At 62.6% G+C, this 19,258-nt stretch carries 13 protein-coding genes; 7 read left to right on the top strand and 6 right to left on the bottom strand.

The genetic code is table 11. The features are described from left to right. Positions 1 to 928: 928 nt before the first annotated feature. Positions 929 to 2,404, bottom strand: coding sequence for an ATP-binding response regulator (locus tag BWR02_RS17710; RefSeq protein ID WP_139559244.1), 1,476 nt, complete (start codon positions 2,402 to 2,404; stop codon positions 929 to 931). A gap of 49 nt (positions 2,405 to 2,453) precedes the next feature. After that, on the bottom strand, positions 2,454 to 6,017 hold the full coding sequence (locus BWR02_RS17705; protein ID WP_162560220.1) for a PAS domain S-box protein: 3,564 nt from the start codon (positions 6,015 to 6,017) through the stop codon (positions 2,454 to 2,456). A 734-nt stretch (positions 6,018 to 6,751) separates the two neighbouring features. Between BWR02_RS17705 and BWR02_RS17700 the strand changes: the two genes are divergently transcribed. Beyond that, entirely contained in the window at positions 6,752 to 7,942 is a 1,191-nt protein-coding gene (locus tag BWR02_RS17700) for an ammonium transporter (RefSeq protein WP_139559242.1), read from the top strand. A 99-nt stretch (positions 7,943 to 8,041) separates the two neighbouring features. Here BWR02_RS17700 and BWR02_RS17695 read toward each other — a convergent pair whose 3' ends face one another. After that, the gene (locus BWR02_RS17695; RefSeq protein WP_139559241.1) at positions 8,042 to 8,347 is read right to left on the bottom strand and encodes a hypothetical protein; all 306 of its coding nucleotides are present in this window, start codon (positions 8,345 to 8,347) and stop codon (positions 8,042 to 8,044) included. 151 nt (positions 8,348 to 8,498) lie between these two features. On the opposite strand from BWR02_RS17695, the gene BWR02_RS17690 reads away from it, so the two are divergent. The 6 genes from BWR02_RS17690 to BWR02_RS17665 all read left to right on the top strand — a co-directional run bounded on the left by BWR02_RS17690 (position 8,499) and on the right by BWR02_RS17665 (position 14,844). Continuing rightward, positions 8,499 to 9,200, top strand: a complete 702-nt coding sequence (locus tag BWR02_RS17690) for a response regulator transcription factor (RefSeq protein WP_139559240.1) — start codon at positions 8,499 to 8,501, stop codon at positions 9,198 to 9,200. A 2-nt stretch (positions 9,201 to 9,202) separates the two neighbouring features. Further along, a complete protein-coding gene (locus tag BWR02_RS17685; protein ID WP_139559239.1) occupies positions 9,203 to 11,266 on the top strand; it encodes an ATP-binding protein in 2,064 nt (687 codons plus the stop codon). 69 nt (positions 11,267 to 11,335) lie between these two features. After that, positions 11,336 to 11,734 (top strand): hypothetical protein, encoded by a 399-nt coding sequence (locus BWR02_RS17680; protein ID WP_236102386.1) that lies wholly within the window; start codon positions 11,336 to 11,338, stop codon positions 11,732 to 11,734. Positions 11,735 to 11,856: 122 nt separating this feature from the next. Continuing rightward, on the top strand, positions 11,857 to 12,513 hold the full coding sequence (locus BWR02_RS17675; protein WP_139559237.1) for a PIG-L deacetylase family protein: 657 nt from the start codon (positions 11,857 to 11,859) through the stop codon (positions 12,511 to 12,513). A 70-nt stretch (positions 12,514 to 12,583) separates the two neighbouring features. Next, positions 12,584 to 13,792 (top strand): L-2-hydroxyglutarate dehydrogenase, encoded by a 1,209-nt coding sequence (gene lhgD, locus BWR02_RS17670; RefSeq protein WP_139559236.1) that lies wholly within the window; start codon positions 12,584 to 12,586, stop codon positions 13,790 to 13,792. After that, positions 13,789 to 14,844 carry an NAD-dependent epimerase/dehydratase family protein gene (locus BWR02_RS17665; RefSeq protein WP_139559235.1) on the top strand — a complete coding sequence of 352 codons (1,056 nt, stop codon included), beginning with the start codon at positions 13,789 to 13,791 and terminating at the stop codon, positions 14,842 to 14,844. Before lhgD ends, BWR02_RS17665 begins: the two co-directional genes overlap by 4 nt. Before the next feature lie 249 nt (positions 14,845 to 15,093). Here BWR02_RS17665 and bla read toward each other — a convergent pair whose 3' ends face one another. The 3 genes from bla to BWR02_RS17650 all read right to left on the bottom strand — a co-directional run bounded on the left by bla (position 15,094) and on the right by BWR02_RS17650 (position 19,078). After that, the gene (bla, locus tag BWR02_RS17660; protein ID WP_139559234.1) at positions 15,094 to 15,996 is read right to left on the bottom strand and encodes a class A beta-lactamase; all 903 of its coding nucleotides are present in this window, start codon (positions 15,994 to 15,996) and stop codon (positions 15,094 to 15,096) included. A gap of 628 nt (positions 15,997 to 16,624) precedes the next feature. Next, on the bottom strand, positions 16,625 to 18,295 hold the full coding sequence (locus tag BWR02_RS17655) for a choice-of-anchor tandem repeat GloVer-containing protein (protein ID WP_139559233.1): 1,671 nt from the start codon (positions 18,293 to 18,295) through the stop codon (positions 16,625 to 16,627). A gap of 201 nt (positions 18,296 to 18,496) precedes the next feature. Further along, positions 18,497 to 19,078 carry a GIY-YIG nuclease family protein gene (locus tag BWR02_RS17650; protein ID WP_139559232.1) on the bottom strand — a complete coding sequence of 194 codons (582 nt, stop codon included), beginning with the start codon at positions 19,076 to 19,078 and terminating at the stop codon, positions 18,497 to 18,499. Between the last annotated feature and the right edge of the window lie 180 nt (positions 19,079 to 19,258).

The raw sequence follows: 19,258 nt of genomic DNA, 5'->3' as shown, positions 1-19,258 counted from the left end.
GGGGAGCGCGAGCCTTCGGCCGTGACGCATTCCTGGAGATACCGAACGGGACATCTCAGTGCAGGACAGCCAATGGAACGCTGTCGATCGACAATGCGATGAGCAAAAAAATGCCGGGAGCGAGACGGGGATTCGCTCCCGGCCAATGTAGCGAATACGGCCAGCGGGGCAAATACACGCCGACCGACCCGCAAAAAAATGACATCTATGTCGGGCATCGATTCTCGCACTTCTCGTACCATTCAACAGCGGTATGAGAAAGCGACCTATCCATCTTGTTGTCGATGTTATCCATGATCGAAAATGGGCATATCCTTATCCTGGGCTACCCTCAGACGTTTTCGACCATTCCAATGGCAGAAGCCGAATCGACTCCTTGCCCTTCATCCCACGAAGCCTTACCGGAGCTACCCGGACGAACCCATTACTACAAAGAGCAATTTGCTCCTTCACCGGATGGCGATTACTTCACAAAAACCTATCATCACATCACCAAGCGGCAATCCCCCATGACCAGAAGATCACGATATGCCATTTGTCAAGTAGTGGTCGCGCCATAGTCCTTGGAAGACCAAATAACCATATCAAGCGGATGAAAAAAATTTCAAAACACCATTAACTGTGAACTATATATTCGCGAAACACCATTTTTAATCCGTAAGAATTCCTAAGCATTATTCCCTATATAAGCCACGATATAGTCGCAAAACCTATATAAACTGGCGCGAACATGAAGCGAATCGACCATCTACAGAATAACTGGACGCAAGCGCCTGTTTTGAAAGGGCAACCGTATGCGATTTGTCTTATTACAATACGCGATTTGCTGATGGGCGATGTCGGAATGACAGCCCTACCTGGGCAACCATTCCGGAAATAGCTCGCGGGCGGACTCGCCCCGTGATTTACCGGCGTCGGCAGGTTGCGCTCAGCGCGCCGAATCGATATCGGAGCTCGCCAGTTCGGGATAGGCGTTGCGCGCTGCTCTCAGATAACGAAGTGCATGCGGGAAGTCGAGCGCTTTCATGGCTGTCGCAAAGTCCTCGGCATGGTCGCCGAGCACGGCATCCAGGACCTCGCGCCCATGCTGCCAAGTCAGGTAAGCCTGCACATCCTCCGCCGCCAGTTGGTGGGTCAATGGTGTGAAGATCTGGAGCAACTGGAAGAAGTCCAGCTCGACGGTGGGAGGTGGTGCGGGAACCGAGGTTGCCAGGCCCGCCATGGCCGTTGCGTCGCTGCAGCCAAACGGGATCGCCACCCAGAATCGGCTGCCGCGACCGAGCGTGCTGCGAAATCCGATGGTGCCGCCCATGAGTTCCACGAGTTGTCGGCAGATCGCTAGACCGAGCCCCGCACCGCCGAAGCGGCGCGACCGCGAGTTGTCGGCCTGTTCGAAAGCCTTGAATATGTCCGCCTGCCGCTCGGCGCCAATACCGATCCCCTGATCGTCGATTTCGAAACGCACGACGACGCCATCCGGCGTGCTCTCGCCCAGGCGCACGCGCAGCGTGCAGGTGCCCTGCTCAGAAAACTTCACGGCATTGCTCAGCAGGTTCCCCAGCAACTGTTCGAGCCGTGAAGAGTCGCCGCACACGATCGGCGGCAGGGACGGATCGCTCTCCCGGAGCCACCCCAGCCCTTTCTCCTCGGCGCGGGCGCGCCACAAGGACTCTGCCTTGTCGAGCACGGCAGACAACTCGAAGGGCGCGGGCTGGATCTGCACTTTGCCCGCCTGCAGGTCGGCCATATCGATGATCTCATCGACGATGCCGAGCAACTGCTGGCCCGCCTTCTCGATCCTGGAAACCCGCGCGCGGACGCGTGGGTCGTTCACCTCGCCGGCGAGCAAACCAGCAAAACCGAGGATGGCATTCATTGGCGTGCGCAATTCGTGGTTGACGTTGGCCAGGAACAAAGTCTTGGCGCGGTGCGCCGACTCCTCCCTGACGAGCGCGTCGCGTAGCGCCTGGGTGCGTTCGCTGACGCGCGCACTGAGCTCGGCGTTCAATTGCCGCAACTCTTTGTCGCGCGACTTCAAGGTCAGATGCAACTGGACACGCGCCCGCACGATCGCGCGATTCACAGGCTTGTGAATGAAATCGACCGCACCGGCGGCCAATGCCCGGGACTCGCTATCGACATCGTTCCGCGCCGTAACGAACACGACCGGGATGTCACGCGTCCGAGGATCGCCTTTCAGCTGCTGACACACGGCATAGCCGTCCATGTCGGGCATCATGACATCCAGGAGTATCAGATCCGGCAAGCTTTCGCCGAGCAGGGCCAGGGCCTCCTGACCGGATAGCGCGTACTGGATCTCGTGGTCATCGTCGAGGAACTCGCCGAGAACCTGGATGTTGTCAGCCTGATCGTCAACGATCAGGAGCTGCGGGTATTGGCTCATGGACTAGGGCACCCTGTGGGAAAAGCGGCAGCCTCGGACTCGTGCGGTCTCACTTCGGCGGGAGGTCCGTAGCCTGCGTGACGCCCGTCAACGTGGGCACGGCACGCTTGAAGACGGACAGGGCAGCCTGCGCCTCGCGCGTTTTCAGCCTGCAGACCGCCGTCATCACGGGCTGGAACGACTCGGCCGCCGAGGTTTCGGCCACTAGCGACTGGATCTGCTCGGCAGTCTGTCGAGCCGACAGGCGATTGCTTCGCAGCGCGATCTCGAGTTCTTTCAGCAGGGACTTCAGCCGATCACGCTGGGCGCCGTGCAGGCGATCAACGGGCATGCGGCCACCACGACTGCCTGCCTCCGGAGCGAGCCACCGTAACAGGCTGTCGAGGAACACCGGCGGCGACTGAGGGGCAACGATCCATTCATTCACCCCGGCTTCCACGGGCATCGGTCCGCGGTCGGCAGATGGAGATTTCGCCAGGGCGATGACGATCGGCTTCGCACGACCCGAACGCTCGCAGAGCTGCTGGGCTACCCGTTCGACCTGCCGATCCGGCAGGTTCAGCGCGAGAAGAGCGAGATCAAAGCCATTCTGTGCGGCCTTCGCCACTGCCTCACGCGACGTCGCTGCCTGCGTTACGCTCAGGCCGAGACCGGCCAGCCAGTCGGGCATCGCAACCGCCTCCGGTTCGTGCCCCACCCAGAGGATCCGCTTGCCGTGTATCGGCCTGGCGCGCTGGATCTGGTCCAGTGCCTCCCTCTCGCACGGCGCACCACCGTCGTGCATCGGCACCTCGTCCCTCCCGAGACGCTGAAAACTCGCAGTAAACACAAAGGTGCTGCCTTCCGCCGGGACGCTGTGGACCGTGATCTCGCCGCCCATCAGGTTGACCAGGCGCCGGGCAATCGACAGACCCAGGCCCGTCCCTCCGTATTTGCGGGTGGTGGAGCTGTCGCCCTGCGCGAAAGTGTTGAACAACCGTTGTGTCTGCTCGGGGGTTATCCCGATGCCGGTATCTCGCACCGTGGTCCGCACGCTAACGAGTGAACCCTTCTCTCCCGCCCATTCCAGCGACAACGAAATACCGCCGCGTTCCGTGAACTTGACCGCGTTGCCAACCAGATTGACCAGTACCTGGTTCAACCGAAAGGCATCGCCCACCAGGTAGCGAGGCAGGCGTGGATCGCGTTCCACCCGCCAGTCCAGCCCCTTTTGTTCCAACCGCACCAGGAACAGATCCGCGACGGACTGTACGACCTGATCCAGTTCGAAGGGTGTCTGCTCGAGTTCCAGCCCACCCGCTTCGATTTTCGAGAAATCGAGAAGGTCGTTCAAAAGGCGCAGCAGCGCCTGTGACGCGGAGTGCACTTTTCTCAGATAGTGACGCTGTCGCGCTTCGAGTTGGCCGTCCAGGACATGTTGCATCAGCCCGATGATCGCGTTCATCGGCGTCCTGATCTCATGACTCATGTTGGCCAGGAACTGCCCCTTCGCCCGATTCGCCGCTTCGGCCTCCCGGGTTCGCGCCTGTAGGTCCTCATTCGCCTGTTCCAGCTTCAGATGCGCGTTATGGAGCTCGGTGATGTTCTCGGTAAAGATGACGATGCCGCCGACCTCGTGCGCCGCGGTGTACCAGGGACGCACCTCCCAGCGTAGCCACTGATCGGTCCTGTCCCGGCGCGCGAAGCGGTCCTCGTCGGCCCGCACGACTTCGCCCTCCAGTGCGCGACGGTGCACGGCCTTCCAGTGATCGGGAATGTCCGGAAACACATCGTAGTGGCAGGACCCGGTCAGGTCGACGTCCCCGAGTTCGTAATCGGTGCACCAGCGACGGCTGGTCGCGACGTAACACATCTCTCGATCCAGCATCGCGATGGCCGCCGGGGCGTGCCGTATGAACAGGCTGAGACGCTGCTCGCTCTCGCGCAATGACTCCGCTGCTCGCCGACTCTCGGTAATATCGATATGGGCCCCGAACATGCGGGTCATCCGACCATCGTCGTCCGGCGCCAACGCCGCCTGATCCCTCATCCACCGGTAGGAGCCGTCCCTGTGACGCAGACGATACTCGACGGTCAGATGTTGTCGCGGGTGAGCGATGAACTCGCGCACATCCCGCAGCACGCGTTCGACGTCATCCGCATGCGCCCGGCTGCGCCATTCGTCGAAGGAATCGGAGATCTCGTGGTCTTCGTAGCCAAGCTGGGCTTTCCATTCGCTCGAATAATGCACACGATCGGTGCGGATATCCCATTCCCAGAGGCCGACTCCGCCGGCGCGGACCGCCGTCTGCAGTCGCTGGGCGTTTTCGCGTCGACGCTGGTCGTGGAGCCAGCGCAGCGTGACATCCTGAAACGTCCCCTCAATCCGGGTCACGACACCCTCAGGGCCGCTTCGCGGGGCGGCATTGGCGACCAGAAAGCGCATCTCACCCGTGGACAAGCGACGGCGAAACGACACTTCTCCCGAATAGGCCGAGGCCCAGCAATCCTCGAACCACTCGCGAAGGGCCGGCTGGTCGTCCGGCTGAATCAGTTGCAGCAGGTTCTCGACCGAGGGCTCGAAGGCGTTCGCCGCCACACCCAGAATGCGGTAGGTCTCCTCGGACCAGAAGACACCGCCATCCCTCCGATAACTCCAGCTGCCCACCCGAGCAATCCGTTGCGACTCCGAGAACATTGCCCGGCTATCACGGATCGTCTGCTCGGCCGTTCTGCGCTCGCTCAGGTCACGCAGTACGATCACAGCGCCGGCGGCGGTCCCGGCGTCCCGCTGCACCGCGGTCAGCGTGTATTCGACGTCTCGACAAACGCCGTCCGCCGCGACCAGCGACACGGGCTGTGGGTCCAATTGAGAATCCTCGGTACCGTTGAGAATCCCGACAAGTTGGCGCTGCCAGTCCTTCCCCTCGGCATCGCCTTGCAGGGCCAGGACGTCGGCCACGGGTTTGCCCTCCACGGCATCGAGGTTCCATCCGCCCAAGGCAAGGGCTGCCGCGTTCATGAACTTGATTGACCCGGACGCATCCACCGCGATGAGGCCCTCGGTCATACTGGCCAGGGTCGCGTCCAGCCATTGACGCTTCTGATCGACCTCTGTTGCCAACCGGGTCTTTTCGATGGCGCTCGCGACAGCCTGCTGCAGCGTCACGACCGTCGCATGCTCCTTTTCGAGGAAATTCTCCGCGCCACTCCGCATCGCCGCGACGACCGTGGCAGTGTCGGCATGGCCCGTCATCGCGACCAGGGCTGGCCTATGCTGCGACGGTCTGGCCCGCAGCGCGGCGAGCAACTCCAGACCGTCCATGTCGGGCAGGCGTCGGTCGACCAGCACGCATGCCGGGCGGGCAGCATCCACCAATTCCAGCCCCTGCGCTGCACTAACCGCCTCCAATACGTCGTACTCCGAGCCGAGCCGCGCGCGCAAAACCGCGCGGTCCTCCGGGGAGTCGTCGATGATCAAGATCCGGGCTTTACCACTGCCTGGGGTCGACCGGACGGGGCCGAAACAGGCGCTCGGCACGAAGTCGGTCTCTGCAGCAAGCCCGTAGCGAAGCGCCTGGGTTCTGTGGCTTGGCTGCTTCTGTTCGCGCGACTCGGCGGGGGCCCTGCGCATGGCAGACTCACCGCTGCCAGCCGGACCACCAAAGGCCACCACGCCATCGGGTTGTTGCGGTCGGCCGGGGACTGCCGACGATCGTCGGGACGGGCGCGTTCGGGGCATCTAGAATCCACCCTCATTTGTGGGACTAACGCTGGCGGTCACGCACAGTTACATCGGATCGTTCGGATACCCCCGGGAGGCATAATGCCCACCCTGCCCTCGGCAAGGAATAGGTACGTTTACCTATCGACACCGGGCTATGCCTTTTGATTTCCTTACAGAACGCTCTCCCCTAGAACAAGAGAAGGCGCCAATCGGGACTCGCTCATGCCGGCTCGCCGGGACCGCTGCGAGCTTCCCCTCACACGGGTGCAAGCCCCAGGGCACGAGCCATTCGGGCCCGGATCCGGCGCGCGGCGAGTCGAGGTCTCACCGGAAACGGAAACCTTGCGCTTCCTCCTTCGCGGACAGTTTTGTGCACACTGGGAACGTCGGACGGTCTCGGCGCAGTGACGATCTGAGCCTTAACGCAGGGGGGCCGACCGTCAGTACCGGACAAGCAGCCCCAAGCCGCCCGGACGCACCAAATAGGGACACGGAAGACCCGTCATTGCACCACACTGATCCAGCCTGACCAGCGCATCAACATCGAGGCCCGCGTATCGCGGCATCAAGGCACCATCACAAGGCATTCTTCTTGCTTATGGTGCAAGTCCAAAAAAAATTTCCGCAACAAGGATGCAATCATGAAAAGTAATGACGTCTTGTTCGTGCTGCTGGGTGCAATCATGGTGCTGGCGATGCACTCCGGGTTCGCCTTCCTCGAACTCGGCACGGTCCGGCGCAAGAACCAGGTCAACGCCCTGGTCAAGATTCTCAGCGATTTCGCCGTTTCTACGATCGCCTATTTCTTCATTGGCTACTACCTGGCCTATGGCGTCGAGTTCTTTCGCGGCGCCGACCAACTCGCCGCCAATAGCGGCTACGACCTTGTCAAGTTCTTCTTTCTCCTGACCTTCGCGGCAGCCATCCCGGCGATCGTATCGGGCGGGATTGCGGAACGCGCACGCTTCGCACCACAGCTCACTGCGACATTCCTGCTGGTGGCCTTTGTCTATCCGTTCTTCGAGGGCATTGCCTGGAACAAGAACTATGGCTTCCAGGGCTGGCTGGAGCAGACCTTCGGCTACGCATTCCATGATTTCGCCGGCTCCATCGTGGTGCATGCTGTCGGCGGATGGATCGGTCTGGTGGCCGTGTTGATGCTTGGGCCGCGCCGCGGGCGCTATCACAAGGATGGGTTGATCGCTGCGCATCCCCCGTCGAGCATTCCGTTTCTGGCACTCGGCGCCTGGGTGCTGACGGTCGGCTGGTTCGGCTTCAACGTGATGTCGGCGCAGACGCTGGACGCCGTCAGCGGACTGGTGGCGCTCAACTCGCTGATGGCGATGGTGGGAGGAACCTTGTCAGCCTTGCTGATGGGCCGGAATGACCCAGGCTTCGTTCACAACGGACCGCTGGCCGGACTGGTGGCCGTTTGCGCGGGTTCAGACCTGATGCATCCGATCGGCGCCCTGGCGGTGGGCGTCGTCGCCGGCGGTCTCTTCGTCACGCTGTTCACGCTGACGCAGAACCGCTGGAAGATCGACGACGTCCTTGGCGTATGGCCGCTGCATGGACTGTGCGGCGCCTGGGGCGGCATCGCGGCAGGCATTTTCGGTCAGACGGCCCTGGGCGGCCTCGGCAATGTCAGCTTCGTAGCGCAGCTGCTCGGCACCGGACTGGGTATTGCAGTGGCGCTGATCGGGGCTGCGCTGGTTTATTTGCCCCTGCGCTACGCGGTAGGACTGCGATTGACCCCGGAAGAGGAGTTCAATGGCGCCGATCTGACGATACACCGTATCTCGGCAACGCCGGAAAAGGAGGCCGGCTGGTAGCCGGTATTGTCGGCGGAACCCTGCTCCCAAGCAGAGGTGCCCACGCGCGCCGCCGGCACTGGGCGGCGCGTGCCCTCGACCCCGGGCGGGATCGGGCGATCACCAGACCTGTCCCGGATGCGCCCGGTTGTAGGTCTTTATCAAATGATCGAGGCGACGTTTGACCCGGCTCCGGTCGGCGTCCAGATGGACGGGCGCGAGTTCCACCGGCTCTTCGAGCGGCAGTTCCGCGCTGTTCAAGCCGCCCTCCGGCACTTCGATCCTGCCGCTGCAGCGAGCGGGAAGCAAATCCAGCCAGCCCGGCCGGACCGGCGGCTTGCGCGACCGCCAGCGCGGCAGGCGAACGCCGGTCGGGGTCGGGTGGCGCCATAGGGCGGCTCGTGGTACGAATCGAAAGTGGCTCATCGCTGCGTTCTCCCGTCTGATCAAGGAAAGGTGTGGGCACAGTCTAGGGCGATCGAAACGGCGATATCAGACCGCAACCGGTAAAACGGGAGCCGCTCGATTTACGCAAAATTTACGTGTCCCGGCCGGGAGGCGTTGTTACCCTTGCGCCATGAGCCGCAAGATCCGACTACTGATCGTCGAGGATGAGCCCGCCATTCGCGCCGGGCTCACGGACGTCTTCGTGTTCCATGGCTATGAGGTCGAGACGGCCACGACCGGGCCCGAGGGCCTCTCGAAGGCGCTGAGCGGTCTGTTCGATCTGATCCTGCTCGACATCATGTTGCCGGGAATGGACGGACTCGAAGTCTGCGAGCGCATTCGTGAACGCGACCGTGACCAGCCCATCATCATGCTGACGGCGCGCACCAGCGATAACGACATCGTCCAGGGGCTGAGCCTGGGCGCCGATGACTATGTCGCCAAGCCTTTCTCGGTCGCTCAGCTGGTGCTGCGCGTCCAGGCGGTACTACGGCGCTCGCGGATCGGCGCAGCGCAGGAAGACTGCATCACGATCGGCGACTCCATTTCGATCGACACACGCAACCTGTGCGGCACACGCGGGTCCGAAACCCTGACCTTCACCCGCCGCGAGGTGGAGATCCTGCGTTACCTGCATGCGAATTCGGATCACCCGGTGGCACGCGAGGAACTGCTGGCGAAGATCTGGGGCTACGCCCGTCACCTGGAAATCGAGACTCGAACCGTGGATATCCATATCGCGAAGCTGCGCCGCAAGATCGAACCGAACCCCAGCGAGCCGCGCTACCTGGTGACGGTGCGAGGAGCCGGCTACCGCCTCCTCGCGGATTGAGCGTGGCCGAGTCCTGGATCGGACTCAACCGCGCGCGGCTGCGTTGGGCGCTCGGTTCGTTTTTCCTGGCGCTGGCGCTGCCGACCGGTATCCTGCTGCGGCAAACTTACAAGGAACTGCAGTGGGAATCCTTCCACCAGCACCGCGTGCTGGCCGAGGAACTCGGGGCTCGCATCGACAGCCGGCTGCGGCAATTGATCCTATCGGAAGAAGCCCGACCGAAATCCGATTATGGTTTTCTGGCGCTCGGCGGCGATCCCTCCGCGAACTTCGTCGTGCGGTCGCCCTTGTCGGGCTACCCGGTCCGCTCGGCCATACCCGGCGTGATCGGATACTTTCAGATCGACGACCGCGGCATGCTGACGACACCGCTACTCCCGCCTCCGCAGGCTAACCCGGTGCATTTCGGCATCCGGCCGACGGAGCTCAGGGCGCGGCGGGACCTCCAGACGCGCATCCGGGACATCCTGACCCGCGGGCAAACCCTGGCCGAACTGGGCCGGAGAGCCGCGCTACCGTTCAGTCCGGTACTGCGCTACGGCGCTCCGGTAAGCGTCCTGCCCTATGGCAGCCCCAGGCCGTGGCCCATCGACGAGACGCCGGAGACACCGGGCCGGCCACCGTGGACCAACAGCCCCAACGAACCCTGGGTGTCGGAATCGCGCCCGAACGAAGCCCCGGCCACTCCGGCAGAAGGAGAGGCTCGCAGCGCAGACTCGGACGGGCGCACGGACCCAGCCTCTTCGAAGGGACGAAATCCCGCGCCCGGCAACACACGCGAACTCCCTGACGATACCGAACCCGACCTTGACGGGCCGGTACCGCGGCACCCGGCATTCCGGTTGCAGAGATTGGCCGAGCCGGTTCGCCGCGCGCCGATGGACTTCGACCGCCTCGATACGGGCCATCTGGTGTTGTCTCGCACCGTGTGGCAGCAGGGGCACCGCGCCGTACAAGGGGCGTTGATCGAACCCGAGCGATTCATGGCCGTGTTGATCGAGCGCGATTTCCGGCACACGGCCCTGTCGCGCATGAGCGCCCTGGCCGTGGAATACCGCGGCACGGTATTGCTGGAAGCCAGCGGCGCGAGTTCATCCAGCGGCATTGCCGACACGGGGCGCTGGCGCGGCGACACACTCTACCGGACGCGCCTGTCGCCACCCCTGAGCGACATCGAACTCGTGTTCACGATCGACGATTTGCCCGCCGGACCCGGCGCCGCAGTCGTCGGCTGGCTGGGCGCCATCCTCTGCGTCGTGTTGATCGGCGGCTGCTGGCTGTTGTACCGGCTGGGCTTGCGCCAGATCGCCGCAGCGCAACAGCAACAGAATTTCGTCGCGGCGGTCAGTCACGAGTTGAAGACGCCGCTGACCTCCATCCGGATGTATGGCGAGATGCTGCGCGAAGGCTGGGTGTCCGAGGAGCGGCGAGCGAGTTGCTACGACTTCATCTGCACGGAAAGTGAACGGCTGACGCGGCTGATCACGAACGTGCTGCAACTGGCCCGGGTCTCGCGCCATGGCCTGGAACTCGAGCTGCAGCCGTTGGCTGCGGCACGTTTGCTGGAGGTGATCCGGCCGCGACTCGCCGCACAGATTCAGCAGGCCGGTTTCGTTCTGCACGTACTCTGCGACGAGCCTGCCGGGCAGACCACCATCCGCGCCGATGAGGACTGCTTTGCGCAAATCGCGATCAATCTCGTCGACAACGCGATCAAGTTCGCCGCCGGAACCGACGTAAAGCGCATCGAACTCTGCTGCTACCGTCATGGGCCCGAGGCGCTCGTCTTCAGCGTGCGTGACTTCGGACCGGGCGTTCCCAAGGAACGCATGAAGAACATTTTTCGTCTTTTCTACCGGGGCGAGAACGAAAGCGTGCGCGAAACGGCCGGCACGGGTATAGGCCTGGCGCTCGTCGAGCAGCTCGCCACTGCCATGCAGGCCCGCGTCGATGTGGTCAACCACGAACCGGGCGCGGAGTTCCGTGTCTGGTTCACACCCTGCGACGCCAGCGTGAGCCAGACAGCGGCCGCCACCGTGACCGGAATGCCGAGCGCGAACCTCTGACGGCAAGTGTCGCGCGCGCCTTTGAAAACCGGCGCGAGTTTCCTTATTCTTCGCGGCATGCCAAGCGCGATGAATGACAGCGTCCGTATCCTGCACGACCGGGTTCCCGACCGCATTCGGCTGCACGTCGCCCTGATCAAGCACCGCGCGACTTTGGCCGAAGTGCTCAAGCACAGCCTGTTGAAGGACCCCGATGCCCACGGGATCTACCATGCCGAAGCCAACGTGGTCACCGGCTCGCTGCTGATCAAGTTCCACCCGTCACTGCAAACCCAGACACGTGTCGTCGATCTGGTCAGGGCGACAGCGGGACGCATCGCTGAGGGCGAGATTCCGACCACGGCCAAGCACCGCAACCCTCGGGTCAGCAAGATGTTGCCCGGCGCTTATTTCTCGCGAGAACTCGCCGTCAGCGTGGCCGGAAATGTGATTGCGGGTCTGGTCCTCGCGGCCTTTCTTGCCCGCTGAGGGTACGGTACGGAACAGAACGGCGTGGGGTTGGCCACGTAGCGGCCCCGCCGCCGTGGGTGCAAAACAACGAGGTATGCGCTACGGTTCCGATCACCTGCTACACAGACGGAGTCTGTCCAATGCTCGAACTCGATTTCTCACGGGGACGGCGCCCCGAAACGGTGCTGTTCCTTGGCGCGCACTGTGACGACATTGAAATCGGCATGGGTGCCACCGTGATCAGGCTGGTCGAGCGCTATCCGGAAACGCATTTCGTATGGGCCACACTGAGCTCGGACGACGTCCGTGAACGCGAGACACGTGCCGCCGCCGCGCGGCTGCTGGCGGGAGCGCAGCGCAGCACGGTACTGGTAGAGCGTTTCAAGGGCAGTTACTTCCCTTACGAAGGCGCGTCGATCAAGAGTTTCTTCGAGACCTTGAAGCAGCATGGCAACCCCGATGTGGTCTTCACGCACTACCGGCAGGATCTGCATCAGGACCATCGGATCACCAACGAACTGACCTGGAACACGTTCCGGAATCACTGCATCTTCGAGTACGAGATCCCCAAGTACGACGGCGACATCGGCATACCCAACGTCTTCGTGCCGGTATCGCGAGCCTGTCTGACCCGCAAGATCGAAGTGCTGATGGAGTGCTTTCCGAGCCAGCACGACAAACAGTGGTTTACCCGGGACACTTTCGAGGCCATCGCCCGCCTGCGGGGCATCGAGTCCAACGCGGCCGAAGGCTTCGCCGAGGCCTTCCACTGCCGCAAGGCGGTGCTGGGCCTGTGAACGAAAACCGCCACCTCCCGCCGCAAGCGCCGCGCGCACGCGCCAAGACCCAAACCACACCTCACTCACCATGAAAAAGGTCGATTTCCTGATTGTCGGCGGCGGCGTCGTCGGGCTTTCGGTCGCGCGGGAACTGAAATCCCGCCGGCCCAGGGCAAGCGTGACGCTGATCGAAAAGGACGCGCGCTGCGGCCTTCACGGCAGCGGGCGCAACAGCGGCGTGCTGCATGCGGGTTTCTACTACACCGCGGACAGCCTGAAGGCCCGCTTCACGCTGGAGGGCAATCGCCTGCTTCGGGCCTACTGCGCGCGGCGGTCGATTCCGATCAATCAGTGCGGCAAGCTGGTCGTCGCCCGCGATGCGGCCGATCTGCCGCAGATGGACGAGTTGTTGCGCCGGGGCGCGGCGAACGGCGTCGAGTTGCAGCCGATGACCGCTGCCGAAGCGCGGGCGATAGAACCCCGCGTCAAGACCTACGAGCGGGCCCTGTTTTCCCCCGCTACCGCCACCGTCGACCCCTCGGCCGTGATGGCCGCCCTGTTGGAGGATGCCGGGCGCGAAGGCATCGAGATCCTGACCGGCGCGCCCTTCCTGAAGCGCGATGGCGACACGATCAGGACCGGCGGCGGCGAATTCCAGGCCGGCTACGTCGTCAACGCGGCCGGACTGTATGCCGACAAGGTCGCGCGCGAATTCGGGTTCTCGGAACACTACCGCATCCTGCCCTTCAAGGGTCTCTACCTGTATTCGGACGAGCCGGCCGGCGCCCTGAAGACCAACATCTACCCGGTACCGGACCTCAAGAATCCCTTCCTCGGCGTGCATTTCACGATCCGCACCGATGGCCGGATCAAGATCGGTCCGACGGCCATCCCTGCCTTCTGGCGCGAGCACTACACCGGTTTCGAAAACTTCAACCTGTCCGAGTTCGCTGAATTGATCTGGCGGGAACTCGGACTCGTCGCCTCGGCCAACTTCGACTTCAAGCGGCTCGCCGTCGAGGAGATGATGAAGTATTCGCGGCGGCGCATGGTCGCCCTCGCGTCGAAGCTGGCCGACGGCGTGCAACTGAAGCAGTATCGGACCTGGGGACAGCCGGGACTGCGCGCGCAGTTGATGGACATCCGCACCCGCAAACTGGAAATGGACTTCGTGCTCGAGGGCGACGCCCGCTCGATGCATATCCTGAATGCCGTCTCGCCCGCCTTCACCTGTTCCATGCCGTTCGCCCGGCATGTCTGTGACCAAATCGACAACCACCTAGGGACACTCCCATGAAGATCCTGATCGTCGGCAATCTCGGTTACGTCGGCCCGCTGGTCGAATCCCGGCTGCGTGCCTCGTTCCCCAATGCCACCCTGATCGGCTACGACATCGGCTATTTCGCGCACTGCCTGACGAATGCGTCGCGGCTGCCGGAAGTCTGCCTGGACGCCCAGCATTTCGGGGATATCCGCAACTTTCCGAAGGAACTGCTCGAAGGGGTCGATGCGGTCGTGAATCTGGCCGCTATCTCGAACGACCCGATGGGTAACAACTTCGAACAGGTTACGCTGGACATCAACCATGCCGCCTGCGTCGAACTCGCCCGCAAGGCCAAGGCGGCCGGCGTGCCGAACTTCGTGTTCCTGTCGAGTTGCAGCGTCTACGGCTATGCCGAGGATGGCGCACGGATCGAAAGCTCGCCGCTCGATCCCCTGACCGCCTACGCGCGCAGCAAGGTGCAGTCAGAAGTGGACCTCGCGCCGCTGGCCGGCCCCGACTTCCAGGTCACCTGCCTGCGCTTCGCCACCGCTTGCGGCATGAGCGACCGGATTCGGCTGGATCTGGTGCTGAACGACTTCGTCGCGGGCGCGATCGCCGGTGGCAAGATTTCCATCCTCAGCGACGGCACGCCGTGGCGGCCGCTGATCCATGTTCAGGACATGGCCCGGGCCGTGGAATGGGCGATCCGCCGCGAAGCGTCGAAGGGCGGACACTGTCTGATCGTCAACGCGGGCTCCGACGGTTGGAATTATCAGGTCAGGGATCTGGCGATGGCCGTGGCCGATGCGATTCCCGGCGTCGAAGTGTCCGTCAACCCGTCGGCCGCGCCGGACCGGCGTTCCTATCGCGTCGATTTCACGTTGTTCAAGTCGCTCGCGCCGGACTTCCAGCCGCAGGTGACGCTCTCGGCCGCCGTGAAAAACATCGAGACCGGGCTACGTGAAATGGGCTTCGACGATCCCGACTTCCGCAAGTCGCACCTGATGCGGCTGAACACGCTGAACCGGCTGCGCGAGACTGGACAGCTCAACGATCAGTTGCGCTGGTCCTTCGCAACGAGATAACGCCGACCGGGCAGCGGATTCAACCGAATTCGCTGCCGTTTGCTTCTGGCTTTAGCTGGCACCGCGTTCTCCGAGCAGCCGACCGGGCCTTCGACGACACTCAGGCCGGAAGTGAAAGCGCCGATTCGCCGTACCACCCCCGCATCGTCGGCAAACGGCCCCCGATTCGTTTCAGCCGCTGCTAAGACCTGAGCGCAGCGTCAGGACCGGTATCAAGGCGCAGGCATCTGAGGCCCCACGGCCGAACGCTCACGCGAGTTCGTGTGCCACCCACCGACCGATATCCGCGTGCGCAGCCGCCAGGGCCGGGAGCCTGGCGGGGCTACCGCTCAGGTACGCCGCAATGAGGATGGGCGCGCGATGGGGCGGGAAGGCGATCGCGACATCGTTGATCGCCCCACGTCGACCGCTCCCGGTCTTGTCGCCGACGACCCAGTCTCGGGGAAGACCCGCGCGGAGTCGGTCACCACCGGTTTTGCAGGCGCGCAACCAGCCCAGCAACAAATCCCTGGAGTTTGGCGCAAGTGTCTGTCCGCAAAGCAGCGTGTTCACCAGCCCTACCATCGCGCGCGGTGACGTGGTGTCGCGCGCATCGCCGGCCTCGTTGCTGTTGAGAGCGGGCTCGTTGCGGTCCAGGCGCGTCACGGGGTCGCCGACCGACCGCACAAATGCCGTCAGGGCCGTCGGACCGCCCAGCTTCGCCAGCAACAGGTTGGCCGCCGTGTTGTCGCTGTCGGTGACGGCAGCCGCCGCGAGTGCATCGAGGGTCATGGAACCCTTGGCGATGTTCGCCTTCGTGATCGGCGCATGATCGATCAGGTCATCCGGACCGTAAGCGATCCGGGCGCCCAGGGACATCCGCCCACGGTCGGTTTGCGCGAGGATGGCCGCGGCCAGCACCCACTTGAACGTCGAGCATAGGGCGAAACGCTCGTCCGGCCGGTTCGCCAGGGAACGGCCAGTACCGGTGTCCAACGCGAACACGCCGACCCGCCCGCCGACCCTTGCCTCGATCGCGACCAGTGAGGGCGGGTGAGCACGCGGTCTGACACACGACAGAACGGGTGCCGATGTCAAAAACGCGGCCGCGGTGACCAGGAACTGTCGTCGCGTGCAGTGTATGAATGGCTGAGGCAGCTTGCTCGATGACATCAGCGCTTCCTCCAGGTCGGCTCTCGCCGGAAAACCAGCCCCGAATTCGGCGCACGTCCCATTTCCGGGCAGACATCGCAATTCACAGGAGACCGGCGCCACCTCTCGGCCTTGCCAGCCAAACGACCTACGCTTGGCCGCCCGAGAAATTTCGTATCCCCAATGCCTAGCGCGTCCGGCGGCGTCAAGACAAAACGGAGATGATCAGGCAAGGCGACCCAAGTATCGATGTAAAACAAAAACGAGTGGCGTAGGCGAAAGCGCCGGGTGGCTTCATTAAAGGAATCGTTTCCGGGCTCCAGCCCATTGTCTGGTCGCCGCTGCAGCCGGCTCACCGCGTTGAGGCTCGTGCCACCGTAACCGTTCACGCCCCTCTTGCGGGAGCGGTCCGGGAGGCCGAGACACGCCGTGAATCCGTCCCTGGCTCGGCTGCGGGTTCCCTCCCGCAGACGGTCTCGCCCTCCCAGCCCGCTCCCACGACCTAACAAGGCAGCAGGGTGAATGGTTACCGTGCCACCGACGGCCAATTCGCCCCAATGATTCCGCCTCCCCGGACCTTCTTTGATGTCAGGGTGAAATCATGGGCGACCTGCCTCCGGTCAAGCTGCGCTAATCGGACCCACGCCGGCTATGGCGTTACCGCAAAGGCGGTTGCCGTACCGACCGTTCCGCCCAGGGTAGTCAATCTGATCTTCCCGGAGGCAGCACCCGCCGGAACAGTGACCGTGACCTGGGTGTCCGTGTTGACCACGAAAGTAGCGACCTTGCCACCGCCAAATGTGACCTTCGTGGTCTGCATCAGGCCGGTTCCGGTCAACAGCACCGAGCTACCACTCGTACCGCCCGCTGGACTGAACGCCGTCAAGGTCGGCAACTGCAGGAATGGCTTCAGCGTCTGCACCGAACCTGTCGGCGTCATCAACGTGATATGAGCGGTGGCGGCCCCCTTGGGCACTACCGCCGTGCGATAAGTGCTACCCGTGCCGGAGAAAGTCGCGTTCTCCCCGCCAAAGGACACCGCCGTAGTATCGGCAACGGCGCCCAACAAGACCACCGTGGCTCCCGCCTTGGCGGCACTCGGGACCGCGTTGATTAACCCCGGGGCACCGAGGTCAACACTGTAGACAGCTCCATGCCCGAAGCTGCTGCCGGCATAAGTCAGGCCGTAAATCTTGCCATTCGTGTGCAGAAAGGGCGTAGCGTAAGGGGTAGCCCCGGGCTGGTAGCCGAAGCTCGCTTGCTGCGTGTAGCCTCCGCTCGGTGTCACCTCGAATAACTTGCCTGCACCTGATTTGCTGTTGGTACTGGTTACTCCATAAAAGTTACCGTTGCTCGCCTGAACCAACCCCGCGTAAGTCGAGTAGCCAGCGATCGAAAAACTGGCAAATTCGTGAAGCGTCGTCAGCATACCGGCTTTGGTGAGCTTATAGACAGTGCCGCCGCCGAGTGAGCCCCCACTCGACGTGGTCCCGTAAAGGTTGCCGTCGGTACCCTCAACCAATGGTCCATGCGGATAGGCTCCGTCGGAGCCGCGAAAGGCGTAGAGCGTTGATGCTGCACCGCCCGTAGTCACTCTGAACACCGCTCCAAGGCCCGTGGCATTGGTGCCATAGGTAGTGGTCCCGTACAGCGCCCCATCCCTGCCCTGAAGCAGCGGCGCCCTTGGATAGTAGCCAAGCGGGGCCAGCCCCGCCGACGGGTCGTTCAAGAAGCTGAACAGCAATGCGAAGGTGCCATCACGGCTGATTTTATATATGGTGCCGCTACCATAGGCGCCACCGCCGAACGTCGTCCCATAAAGATTACCGTCCCGCCCTTGGATTGGGGCGCTTGCAGGGAAGCGGCCATCGCCGCGGCCACTAGGAGCGATAGGACCAAAGTGATGCAAAACCGTAATTGCACCCACAGGCGTCATCTTGAACACGACGCCTTCATCGAAAGCGCCTCCGCGAGAGCTCGTTCCATAAAAATCGCCGTCTTTACCCAGCGTCAATCCCCCGTCGGGACGCCGTCCATCATTGATGCCATCGAAGTCGTGCAGCTTGGTGAAGGCGCCCTCCGGTGTCAGCTTGAAAGCCGTTCCGTAGCCATAGCTGCCGCCCTCGGGCGTCGTCCCGTAGATATTTCCGTCACGTCCCTGCGCAAGGATGCTGAACTCCCGGGCGTGGCTTCCGTCAGCGAGTTTGAAGGTGTGTACGGCGCTCAGCGTTGCCGAATGCACCGCGCCCGAGCCTACGAGCGCAAGCATCGCGCACCCCAGGTCGAGGATTGAAGATCGCTTTTCTTTCATTTGTTTCATGTCGGTTATGGCGAATCCTGGCCATTGGCGAGGTCGGTCCGATTAGCGCAGCATCCGTCCGATTACACTGCGCTAATCGTGCCTACGCGGGCTTCATGACGCACAAGTTTCGCATTCAGGAGTCGTTGTCGGAGCGCGAGGCGTAAGGGAAACCGCTGGTGCCGCTTACCGTCGGCCCGGGTCACCGATGGTTCGGAGCAACTACGCAACACGTGCGATGTGCTTTCTCGATGACTTGTCTCGCTCAAGCTTCCCTTCGCGCATGAGCAGGCCGATCACGCTGTAGGACAGATAATCCTTTGAGCCTCCGCCGTAGTCGCTGCGAAGGCCGAGCAGACTTGCAGCATCAGAGTTAGAAATTCCCTTCGGATTAGCCTTCGCTAGTTCTAGCACGGCTTCCTTGAGTAGGGCGAGGCCAATTTGCGCCTTTTCCTTTGCGCCCGACGGAAGCACCACAGATGAGCGTTCCTTCCTGCCAAGCCCGGACGGAAGAACTGAATTGGTGAGCAGGCCACCCGTATCCACAGTTGCAAATGCCGCGATCAGTTCAGCTTCAAGCTTTATCGCTTGTTGCTCGGTCAGCGAATCAACTAAGCGAGAAACAAGAACATTGGCACCTGAAGCAAGAATCTCTTGGATACGGATCCCCTTGCGTGTGGAGTCTGGCTTTACCAGATGATCATGGGAGCGGGTGCCAGTACCCTTGCCGATATAGAAGGGCAAGGCTGGGGAATTACGTGGGTCCTTCAACGCATAGACATAATAGGAAGAGTCTACTGACACCAGTTGCTCCTGATATTTTTTGGGCCGACTTTTTCATTCGGAAGCGTGCAGGAGTACGATCTGTCCCCAGCTATGGCCGATATTCTCTTCTGTTCAGATCTACCTCAAGCCCATCAAACTGGATATCCGACAAAGAATTCACGCCCACGCTCAACCCCCTCCCAGCGCCCGCAGAAGGCC

It is taken from the genome of Methylotetracoccus oryzae, assembly GCF_006175985.1.
In the GTDB taxonomy this organism is placed as follows: Bacteria; Pseudomonadota; Gammaproteobacteria; order Methylococcales; family Methylococcaceae; genus Methylotetracoccus; species Methylotetracoccus oryzae.
Note: the sequence above shows the minus strand (reverse complement) of the source record. Positions and strands in the feature narration are given on the sequence as shown.